The following is a 10,609-nucleotide window of genomic DNA, read 5'->3' on the forward strand; positions in this document are numbered from 1 at the left end:
GGACGGGGGGCACCGCAGCGGCGATTCAGGCGGCCCGGCGGGGGGCGCAAACGGTGCTGGTGAGTGAATTCCCCTGGTTAGGGGGAATGTTGACGGCGGCGGGGGTGGCGGCTCCTGATGGCAATGAACTGGCGGCATGGCAAACGGGCCTATGGGGGGCCTATCTACAGGCCCTGGGCGATCGCCAACCGGGGGGGCTGGATCATGCCTGGGTTAGTTTTTTCACCTATGATCCGCGCGTGGGGGCAGCGATTTGGGCGGATTGGGTACGGGCACTGCCCAATTTGACCTGGATGAGGGGACAGTGGCCGCGTCAAGTGTTGCGCCAGGGCGATCGCGTGCTGGGGGTGCGGTTTGACACGTTGACGGTGATGGCTCAGGTGACGATCGACGCCACCGAACTCGGCGATCTGCTGGCCCTAGGCGATATCCCCCACCGTTGGGGCTGGGAGTGGCAATCCCAGTGGCAAGAACCGAGTGCGCCGACGGGTCCCACCCCCCTGACCCAAACCTATCCCGTGCAGTCGCCGACCTGGGTCGTGGTCATGCAGGACTTTGGTGAAACCTTGGCTCCCCCGATTCCCCCGGCGGTAGGGGGGTACGACGCCACCCAGTTCCAGGGGGCTTGGGCGCAACATGGTCCGGAAAACTTTATCAACTATGGGCGGCTACCGGGCAATCGCTTCATGATCAACTGGCCGATCGACGGTAATGATTATGGTCGGGGGAGTGAACGGCTTCTGGGATCGGCGGCGGCACGCCAGACCTTTTACCAGGAAAGCTATGCCCACAGCCAAAACTTTGCCCACCATATCCAGCACCACCTAGGTCGCCGCTATGGTTTGGCTCCCGCCCTGTTTCCTGTCATACCGGGATCGCTGCGCGCAGCCATCCCAGCGGGAATCGCCGATCCCCACCCGGCTTTTGCCCTGTATCCCTACTTCCGGGAAAGTCGGCGGCTGTGTGGGCTAACCACGGTGACCGAAGCGGCGATTTTGCCCACGCGGGCGGGCTGGGTTGCGCCTTTACCCCACGATGCCACGGGCCAGATCACCAGTATCGCGATCGGCAACTATGCCAATGATCACCACTATCCGGGCTGGGACTTTCCCCTCCAACCCAAGTCGATCCGGTGGGGAGGCCGCTGGACGGGAACTCCCTTTGGTGTGCCCTATGGCAGCCTGATTCCCGATCGCGTTGAGAGTCTCCTCGTGGCGGAAAAAAATATCGCGGTTTCCCATATCGCCAACGGGGCGACACGGTTACAACCCTGCGTCCTGGGGATTGGACAAGCGGCGGGGATGGCAGCGGCCCTCTGTGTGGAAAGGGGATGTCAACCTAGGGATCTGGCGGTGCGATCGCTCCAGAACGCGTTGCTCGAAGACCCGATCGCCCCGGCTGCGGTAATTCCCCTGTACAACCTACCCCCTGATCACCCGGCATGGTTGACCCAGCAACACTACTACCTCGATCACCCGGATGCCTATCCCGACAATGGCTATGCCCAAGTGGGTGACCATGCTCTGCCCGCAGCGGCGTGCCGGGGTAGCCAGACCTGGCGGGGAACCGTCCAACGATTAGCGGCCCAGGCGTATGCGTTCCATCCCGATGCGTTACCCCAGTCTGTCTGGTCCCTGGTCACGTTACGGCCAGAGGTCGATCGCGTGCTTCAGGACTGTGCTTTGTCCCAGCCGCTCACGGTGATCGGTCGCTGGAATCGATCGGGAAATTGGCTACTGGCGGAGGGTATCGCTCCGTGAGGACGGTTGGCGGCTGGGCGTTCGTCCCAGCCGTTACTGGCTAGTCAGCGGTTGAGGGGACGATCGCCGCTACGATGATTTCTGCTTTGACGGAATTGGCCAGAAAACAACTGTGGTGGGCCAGGTCGTGCATTTCCTCAATTTGTTGTTCCGTGGGCAGGTGATCCCCGGCAAAAATTACCTGGGGATTGAGATAAATCTTGGTAATCGCTAGGTTGCCAACCTCATTCTTTTCCAGGATACCCACGGCCTGATCGAGATAGCGATCAACCACGAATCGATGCTTAGCTGCGATCGCCAAAAACCAAAGCATATGACAACTGGCGATCGCAGCGATAAACGCTTCCTCGGGATCGACATGGGCTGGATTGGCATAGGGTTCCGGCACCACATGGGGAGAAGCGGATGCCAAAATCTCACCCCCGCCATCAAACTTCCAGATATGTTCACGACTGTATTTACGGTCAATAAAAGCGTCTTCTTGCCGTTGCCATTGGATGTGTGCAAAATGTTCAGACATTGGATCATTAATGGCTGTTCGAGCAGTTGAATTGATGCGATAACATAAACCAAAATGAATAGCAGTAACTTCATGGGTACCTCGAAAATAATCCTGCGCCCCCAAGTAACGTTATCCTGTCAATGGAAGCTTCAACTGGACCCATCCCAGACTAATCAAAGTACCCTTCAGCAAGGTTACAGCCGTTTCCTCTCTAATGAAGTACGGTCAAGCCTTGTGAACAAGGAGCTTAAGCCCCTTGCCTGTACCTCACCAGGTATGGAAGTGCTGTATTTATATTAACACAGTGATTTAAGCTGAAAGATAACTTTGCCCATTCAAATTTGAAGTGCAACAGGGTCTGAACGATGTGCATAGAATCCTCCATAAGGCGTGCGATAATCAAGTGATTTCCTCGGTCATGATTCATTAAGTCAACTACACGTTCTAACGCCGCTGGCTTCACGATTTTGAAATGTATCCCCTTCGGAAAGAATTGCCGAATTAAACCATGCGTGTGCTCATTCAAACCGTGCTCCCAAGCATGATACGGATTCGCAAAGTAATCCAGATCTAAACCCGTCTTGATCGCACCCACCGTCTCAGCGCTCAGCCGTTGGGGTCGGGCTTGGGCTTGCTGGCGTCGGGCGATCGCTTGCTGGTGGGCAAGATCGGGACGATAGTCACCAGCGGTGTCGTCGCGATTGCGTCTTAATTCCCGTGAAATGCTACTCGCCGCACGACCCAGAGCGCAGGCAATCGCATGCGGGCCTTACTGATGCATTTGGTGTAATTCGTAGATCTGAAGAGGTCGCAGAATCACTTCACCTGCCACCGACAGAACGCCGCTCGCGTTTGCAACAGGAATTCGCCATGCGTTCATATCAAATTGATGTTATCTGGCTGCTCTGGGCAACCTGTTGGCGTAGCCATTCTAACTGTTGTGCCGCTTGCCCTTCCTGAAGGTAGGTTTTTGCGAGTGCCATACCCGCGCCTAAACTGGTGCTCATGCCCGCCTGCCACAGATAAAAACCCGCATTCCACTGACACGCTTGTGCCATTTCGCCCGCCTGCCCCTGGAGGACAGCTTCAGTCTGGGCTGTCCACTCGGCTAGCGTGTGATAGGGAATCTCTGGCCCTGCGATGCCGTATTCGCGGGGATGCAGCAGGTGCCGCTCCGGTTCCGTACCCGGTCTGCCGATGCCCACAATCCCCGTTCGGTGCCGAGGCAAATCACAACTTCCTTCCAAGCCTTTGACGGTGATCAGCCGCTCACACCCCCGTAAGGCTAGGGCTTCCCAGAAGCGGGCTTCCGTCGGGGGATGGACAAAACCTGCGACCATCGTGGCTGCCCCCCGATAAGGACACCAGATTAACTCCACCGTTGCCAGGGGCGGACGCTTGCCAATTTCATCCCGGTAAGCCACTAATCCTTCTGCAAGGGGAAAATGCAAGGGTAGGTAAAGCAACGCCAGATGGGCTTGGGCCAAAACCTGTTGCACTTGGGGCAAGGTTAATCCCGTCCAATCTACCCCCAAGGCTTGCCAGAGGGCCACCAACGGTACCCCATACTTAGTCGGCATTTGACGTCCACCATGCAGCAGTACTGGACACCCCGCTGCACTCAGGATCAAACTTGTGACCGGACTCAAGGGGGCTGTGCGCGATCGCCCATCGTAGGGTACCCCAAAAACCATCACCGGGTAGGGGGCTGCGATCGCCGGGAGGACGGGTCCCAGGGCATCATAGGCATCCAACATCCCCGCCAACTCCGCTGGGGTAGGGCGCTTAATCCGATGGGCAATCAGAAACGCCCCAATCTGGGCTGGGGTGGCCTCTTGGCGCAACATTAACTCAGTGGCCAGACGGGCCTCCTCCCGGCTGAGGGATTGGCTCGTGTGTTCGCCACTGCCGATCTTACGCAACAAGTCCCGGAATATCTGGCTCATACCGATTTCCTAACGCCCTATCCACCACAGTCCTACTATCCTACGGTGATCGGCAAGCGTGCCAAACAACGATCGGTAATCAATTGTTTGGCTAACTCTCGGAAATGGCAAATCGGCGGGATTTGCAGCCGATCGTGGGTCGTAACGAGCACTACCTCCCGGCTGAGGACTGGGGTTGTCGTAGGCCGAATCGTTAGGGTTGGGTCTTGGGAGGCGTCCAACAGTGCCGAGTGGGGCAGCAGGGCGATCGCCCGTCCCTGCCGCACAATGCCCCGGAAAGCATCCAGGGTATTCAGTTCCAAAACCGCATTCAGGGTTAAGTCCTGCCGTTGGAATTGTTCCTGAACCAATCGCTGCATCCCATAGCCATCCTTAAAAACGACCTGGGGATGGGTTGCTAAAGCCGACCACGGCACCTCGGCATAAACGCTGAGGGGATGCTGAGCCGCCATTAACACATCCACGGGTTCAATCAGAAGGGAGTCAACCACCATTTCGGGGGTGGCCGTCAGGAAGCGATTATTCATCACGATCGCCAAGTCCACCAGACCATCCCGCAATACCTTAAGGGCGCGATCGCTCCCCAGAGAAGTCACCCGCAGTTGTACCTGGGGATAATCGCGATAAAACTGTTCAATGACGGGGGGTAAATATTGGCTACAGATCGAACCAATGACGGCAATACATAACTCCGACTGTTGGCCCGCCAGTAGGTCAGTGATCCCTTGGGTCGCACTGGCCCATTCCTGACAAATTTTCTGGGCGCGGGGAAGCACCAGTTCCCCGGCAACGGTCAGTTTGGCCTGGGGACCCCGGTGGAAGAGGGGTGTCCCTAAGGTTGCCTCTAGGGCTTGTAGCTGGCGGCTGATCGTTGATTGGGTCACCCCACATTGATGGGCCGCTTTTTGAAAACTGCCTGTGGCCGCGATCGCCAAAAATGCCTGCAACTGTTCTAAGCGCATGCCCACCTCATGGACTGTGTCCGCGACTATATCTGCGACTGCTGCCGCTCCCAAGGCCCGAATCGGCTAAATGCCAGCCCGAATCTGCCCCACGACCCGTGCTCATAAACCTGAATCGCCTCGATCGCTACACTAGGAGAAGTATTGAGCCAGATTTGTATTTAGCGCTACAGTAGCCCATCATAACTGGTTAAGAATCGGCCTGAATGATCGGTTTTTTTAAAGATTGCGATACATTTCTTGATATTTCGGCGTCTTTTGGCATAAAAGCTGCCGAGGGTCATGGTTCTGGTGGGGAAATGCCTGCCGCTTCAGTGCCATGACGCTGTCAATTCCCTAGTCTTCAAACTCCGGCAACATCCCCAGTTTCCGCAGCGATACCGACACCTCCATCCCTAAATAGTCTCCCGCCTCCCCAAACCAGGAACCGGATAGGGGGAGCACTTGGGCCGGATGCCGCGCGATCGCCACCCGGACTAAATCAAAGCCGCCCGTTAGCCGATTTGTGGGGTCATAGGTTTGCCAACCGGCCCCTGGTAAATAAACCTGCAACCAGGCATGGGTCGCGCCAGATCCCACCATCCCCACCTCGCCCCCATCCAGCGCTGCATCGTAGAGATAGCCACTGACAAAGCGACAGGCAAACCCTAACCGTCGCAGCGCCTCGATCATCAACCAGGCATAGTCCCGACAGGTGCCGCTGCCCAAGCGGAGCGTTTCCCCGGGTGCTTGAGTACCCTCGGCTTCCCGCGCCTGATAAGTCAACGTATTCCAAATCTTATCCATCATACGTTGCAAGACATCCAGCGTCACATCCTGATCCCCAATGACAAATGCCTTAGCCCATGCGGCCACACGGCCATCAGGATCATCTGCATGGGGTCGCATAAAGGCTGACAGATCTAACCACTCGTCAGGGGTATACTGTACGGGCACTTCCTTCGCCCGTGAATCGAGGGGAAAATCGATTATCTGGGGGACCCCAAAATGTTCCCCGCGCAGGCGGTAGGTCACCCGTAGTTCCGAGGCTGGCTCACTAAAGTGAATGATCGCAACATTATTGGATAGGGTATCCATCATCCAGCGTACGGTTGAGGGGATATTGGTTTCCAAAGAATAGTCTAAAATCCGCCCAATGAAGCCAGCGGTGGGTAGGAAAATGGCTCGATGCTCCCCAAATGTGACGGGTTTGCGATATCGATAGGTTGTCGTATGTTCCAGGTCATAAATAACACTCATGATGATTCCTTAGAATGTCTTGAATGGATTATTTGATTATCAACCCAATTATCAACGATTTTGGGGGAGAAATCGTCTGTGTATTGAGCGTATTGGGTGTATTGATCTGAGTTAGTACATACAACTTGACGATCGCCCCGTACTGCATTGACTTCTCTGCTGCAACATTGCTAGAAATCTTAAAGATAATTTAAGCCGTTGTGGATTGAGCTGCGGCCAGGGATGGTAAACCAACCGAGAACAGTATTCTAGTTAGGATGAGGCTGGATCACAGCGGGGGGGGAGTCCAAAAATGGGAAAAGCCCTCCAGTTGTTTAGGGGAGGGCAGAACCGAGGATGGTTATGGGCTTAAAGAATGAAGCGCTAGTTAGCAAGACGATTGGGGATAAAAGGAGAATCTCTAAAGTGGGGGATTGAATTAGAGGGGATTGAATGCCTTTCTGTTTTAATCATGGCAATGACCTTGGCTTTTCGCAGTGACGCTGGATGCCGATCGCCGTGATTGTAAAAGTCCTCAGGCGTGTGCCGAGGCAGCAAGGGCAGTGATCGCGATGGGATGGACCTGTGACAAGCGTCAATCTTTATCCTAGGGGGAAATACTGCCCGGTAGGCGTTTACTAACGGGTTGCATGGCTGCGGAAAAATGCCCCGATCGCGATCGAACAGTCCGGAAATGCCAGGGGGGCGATCGTTGCTGTCTCCGTGAGCACCCATTCACTCCCATACCCCGCTGGCCCCGGTTCCCGGAATACGTGCAAACAGCGTCCCGGCACGTTCAAGATCCAATACTCTGGGATCTGCGATCGGCTATAGAGGGGAGCTTTGATTTCGCGATCGCGCTTCAGGGTTGTATCAGCGACTTCAATTAGCCAAAAAACTTCCGCTGGTATTGGGTGATGGTCCTCGTAGTCATTGGCATCCGGGTGTACAACCGCCACATCCGGCTCCGGTTCAGAAAAATCATCCAACTGGATGGGATCTTGCCAGCGTAATAAGGCACGTACCCCTAAGCACTGGGTAAGCACCCGTTCAATCCTTGTCATGGCCGCACTATGGGCCGTTCCCTTCGCCGCCATCCGGAACAACTGCCCCCCCAGCAACTCTACCCGTTCGTCAGCCGCCAAAATTCCAGTGGCTACCAACTGGTGATAATCCTGCACCGTTAGTAACCGGAGATCCGTTGCCCAGTCAGTCGAAATCGCCATTACCCAACCTCCTGTGATCTGTCAACGGTTTTGCGAAACGATGCTCTGCTGGAGATGCAGCGCCAACATACCCCTGGTCAAACTAGATCGCGATCGATCACTATAGTTTAAATTTTTAAAGTTTTAACTTCTTAAAGTTTTAACTTCTTAAATACCGGCTCTGGAATCGCGCGAATAATCAACATAATCCAGAACCAGAACCACGGCACATAGGCAATATTTTTACGGCGATCGCGGGCACGGAGAATCGCCTTCGCCACCTGTTCCGGCTTCGCCACCAAAAACATCCCCGACTTCCCAAAAGTCATCTTGGTATCGACAAATCCGGGCTTCACCGTCAACACCTGCACCCCCACCTTAGCCAGGCGGCTCCGTAACCCCTGCAAGAATATACTGAGCGCCCCCTTCGCCGACCCGTAAATGTAATTACTCTGCCGTCCGCGATCGCCCGCCACCGACGAAATGCCGATAATATAGCCCTGGCGTTGCTGTTCCAAATAATTCGCCACATAGGTCAAAATCGAAACCACGCCCACATAATTAGACGCAATAATGCGCTGGGCCTGACTAAAATCCGCCTGGGCCTGGACCTGATCTCCCAATTCCCCCAGCGAGAGAATCACCCCCTCCAGTTGCCCCATTTGCGCGATCGCCTTCTCAAAAAAATCCGCATGGGTCTCATAGGCCGTCGCCTCAAACTGACTCCAAGACACCGGAACCTGATACCGGATCGCCAAATCCTGGGCTGTGCGCTCCACCTCCGCTGCATCCCGGCCCGCCAAATGGAGCGCCTTACCCTCCTGAGCCAATTCCACCGCGATCGCCCTAGCAATCGTAGACGTTGCGCCAATGATGAGAACAGTTTTGTCGTACATAGGAGATAGGAGATAGGGGGATAGGAAATAGGTTTCGGATCGGTAGGGGCGGGTTTAACCCAAATTTAATTGTTGCAGTCGAGAAAGATATAAAAACCCGCCCTTACAGAATTTTGCTCTTGTGGGGTAGGCGTCCCGCCTGCCAGACATAAGCATTCAGTAGGGGCGGGTTTAACCCAAATTTAATTGTTGCAGTCGAGAAAGATATAAAAACCCGCCCTTGCAGAAACCCGCCCTTACAGCTCGGTAAGGGACATTGGGCGAATCTCCAACCGTTCTGCTAGCGCCGACGTAAAGCGATTCTCCGGATCAACCGCCGACTTAACCGCTAACCACTGGGGAAAATCCGGATACATCGATCGAAAGGCCGCCGCCCCCAAACAAGCATCCTTCGCCAAATACACCCGACCCCCATAGCGCACCACCAAATTGTCTAACTCAGCGAGAAATTCCCACAGTCCCGGTTGAATCGGCATATCCAAGGCCAACGTATAACCCGCGATCGGGAACGACAACCAACCGTTGCGCTTCTGCCCCAAGCGCTTCAGCACCGCCAGGAATGACCCCCAGCCCTTTTGGCTATAGAGCGTCAGCATCTCGGTCAATGCCTCCTGACTGACCGCTTCCGGGATCACACACTGATATTGCACAAATCCCCGTTTACCATAGAGGCGATTCCAATCCCAGAGAAAATCCAAGGGATAGAAAAAGGTGTCGTAATCAATAATTTTGTGGATTTCCCGACGGCGCTGGCGATTGAAATACAGGCTATTAAATAAGCTAACCGTCGTGTGGTTCAACAACGTATTGGGCGGATCAAAAAAGACCTGAAACCGCCGAGGAGGTTGCACTGATAAGGGTTGCGCTCTCTGACTGGGACTTAAATCCTCCACTTGGGCATGGTTGCCAAACATTAAAATACTCCGCCCCAAGGCTGACCCCGAAGCCAAACAGTCAATCCACGCCACCGAATATTGGTAGTCACTTTCGTACTGTTCAAAAAGGGCGATCGCTTCCTCAATATTTTTGGCCTTGATATGGTACCCCTTGATATAGGCTGTGGGGATGCGACGTAGGGTAATCTCCACATCGGTGATCATGCCCGTCAGGCCCATCCCACCCACGGTTGCCCAGAAGAGATCACTGTTTTCCGTGCGTGAGCAAGTCACGGTTTCGCCCGATGCCAGGATTAAATTAAAACTGCGAAGATGGTGGGCAAAGGAGCCATCAATGTGGTGGTTTTTCCCATGCACATCAAAGGCGATCGCGCCTCCCATCGTGACAAACTTAGTCCCCGGCGTGACCGATGGAAACCAACCACGGGGCACAAACACCCGCAGCAAATCCGCAAAGGTAACCCCTGCTTCACACCGGAGGACTCCCGTCTGCTCGTCAAAGGCCAACAGGCGGTTGAGGCGCTCCGTCAGAATCGTCTGTCCGCTGGGATTAATCGCCGCATCGCCATAACTACGCCCCCACCCCCGCAGTAACAGGGACGGGATCGGCATCGCTAGGGCCGCCGTCAGATCGGCCAGCTTTTCCGGACGCTGGAGGGTACAGGGGCGAACCGGATAGCGACCCCAGCCAGCGAGGGGTTGTTGCGGGAGAGTCGGTAGGTAATGATTCATTGAATGATGCCCTGGCGCTTCAACAGCAGAATAACAAAGCTGGTTACGATCCACCCAATGACGGTAGCCAAAATGGGCCGATCGCGCAGAAGAACTTCCTCCGGACGCTCAGTCTGTCCACCCGCCTCAGCACTATTGGCACTCCGGCGGGCAATCTCCTTGGGATCACTCAGCAGTTGATAGCGAAAAATCCCATAGAGGACAAAGGGTAAGGTCAACATCATCCACGGCGTCGTGGCGCCTCCGACCTTTGGCCCCGAACTCCAGAGGGCATAGGCGAGAAAGGCACTGGTGGTGACCGTATTTTCCATGCGTGACAGCAACAAGTGGGAGTAGCGGTGCAGCACGAGCCGGGTCTTGCCGACCCCCACCTCCATGAGCCGCAGTTCTGCCTTGCGTTTTTCCACCCCCAGGAACAGGGCCAACATCGCGGTACACAGCAAAAACCACGGGGACAGCATCACCCCCGCCGCCGCCCCTCCCCCATAGGCC

The 10,609-nt window shown here is 55.3% G+C and carries 8 protein-coding genes and 2 pseudogenes; 1 reads left to right on the top strand and 9 read right to left on the bottom strand.

Annotated elements, in window-relative coordinates; all coding sequences use genetic code 11:
* Positions 1–1,760 (top strand): FAD-dependent oxidoreductase (locus ACWIUF_RS20535; protein WP_448574407.1); only part of this gene is annotated, 1,760 nt, incomplete at its 5' end.
* 40 nt (positions 1,761–1,800) lie between these two features.
* On the opposite strand, the gene ACWIUF_RS20540 is transcribed toward ACWIUF_RS20535, so the two are convergent.
* The 9 genes and pseudogenes from ACWIUF_RS20540 to ACWIUF_RS20580 form a co-directional block, all read right to left on the bottom strand.
* A complete protein-coding gene (locus ACWIUF_RS20540; RefSeq protein ID WP_448574408.1) occupies positions 1,801–2,280 on the bottom strand; it encodes an OsmC family protein in 480 nt (159 codons plus the stop codon).
* Positions 2,281–2,597: 317 nt separating this feature from the next.
* A pseudogene (locus ACWIUF_RS20545) lies at positions 2,598–2,845 on the bottom strand (transposase); the annotation flags it as partial.
* 298 nt (positions 2,846–3,143) lie between these two features.
* Complete coding sequence (locus tag ACWIUF_RS20550) at positions 3,144–4,208, bottom strand: anthranilate phosphoribosyltransferase family protein (RefSeq protein ID WP_448574409.1); 1,065 nt, start codon at positions 4,206–4,208, stop codon at positions 3,144–3,146.
* Between the two features lie 35 nt (positions 4,209–4,243).
* Positions 4,244–5,170 (bottom strand): LysR family transcriptional regulator, encoded by a 927-nt coding sequence (locus ACWIUF_RS20555; protein WP_448574410.1) that lies wholly within the window; start codon positions 5,168–5,170, stop codon positions 4,244–4,246.
* A 336-nt stretch (positions 5,171–5,506) separates the two neighbouring features.
* The gene (locus ACWIUF_RS20560; protein WP_448574411.1) at positions 5,507–6,409 is read right to left on the bottom strand and encodes a transglutaminase family protein; all 903 of its coding nucleotides are present in this window, start codon (positions 6,407–6,409) and stop codon (positions 5,507–5,509) included.
* Positions 6,410–7,026: 617 nt separating this feature from the next.
* Positions 7,027–7,614 (bottom strand): Uma2 family endonuclease, encoded by a 588-nt coding sequence (locus tag ACWIUF_RS20565; protein WP_448574412.1) that lies wholly within the window; start codon positions 7,612–7,614, stop codon positions 7,027–7,029.
* Between the two features lie 131 nt (positions 7,615–7,745).
* On the bottom strand, positions 7,746–8,489 hold the full coding sequence (locus ACWIUF_RS20570; RefSeq protein ID WP_448574413.1) for an SDR family oxidoreductase: 744 nt from the start codon (positions 8,487–8,489) through the stop codon (positions 7,746–7,748).
* Between the two features lie 236 nt (positions 8,490–8,725).
* The gene (locus ACWIUF_RS20575; RefSeq protein WP_448574414.1) at positions 8,726–10,117 is read right to left on the bottom strand and encodes an FAD-binding protein; all 1,392 of its coding nucleotides are present in this window, start codon (positions 10,115–10,117) and stop codon (positions 8,726–8,728) included.
* Positions 10,114–10,609 (bottom strand): annotated as a pseudogene (locus ACWIUF_RS20580) (decaprenyl-phosphate phosphoribosyltransferase); the annotation flags it as partial. The pseudogene ACWIUF_RS20580 and the gene ACWIUF_RS20575, both read right to left, overlap by 4 nt.

It is taken from the genome of Trichothermofontia sp. (genome assembly GCF_053493415.1).

Bases quoted from the DNA above. Each gene is read 5' to 3' on its own strand.
- ACWIUF_RS20550 (WP_448574409.1), bottom strand. From the start codon at position 4,208: ATGAGCCAGATATTCCGGGACTTGTTGCGTAAGATCGGCAGTGGCGAA.
- ACWIUF_RS20540 (WP_448574408.1), bottom strand. From the start codon at position 2,280: ATGTCTGAACATTTTGCACACATCCAATGGCAACGGCAAGAAGACGCT.
- ACWIUF_RS20565 (WP_448574412.1), bottom strand. From the start codon at position 7,614: ATGGCGATTTCGACTGACTGGGCAACGGATCTCCGGTTACTAACGGTG.
- ACWIUF_RS20555 (WP_448574410.1), bottom strand. From the start codon at position 5,170: ATGCGCTTAGAACAGTTGCAGGCATTTTTGGCGATCGCGGCCACAGGC.
- ACWIUF_RS20575 (WP_448574414.1), bottom strand. From the start codon at position 10,117: ATGAATCATTACCTACCGACTCTCCCGCAACAACCCCTCGCTGGCTGG.
- ACWIUF_RS20570 (WP_448574413.1), bottom strand. From the start codon at position 8,489: ATGTACGACAAAACTGTTCTCATCATTGGCGCAACGTCTACGATTGCT.
- ACWIUF_RS20560 (WP_448574411.1), bottom strand. From the start codon at position 6,409: ATGAGTGTTATTTATGACCTGGAACATACGACAACCTATCGATATCGC.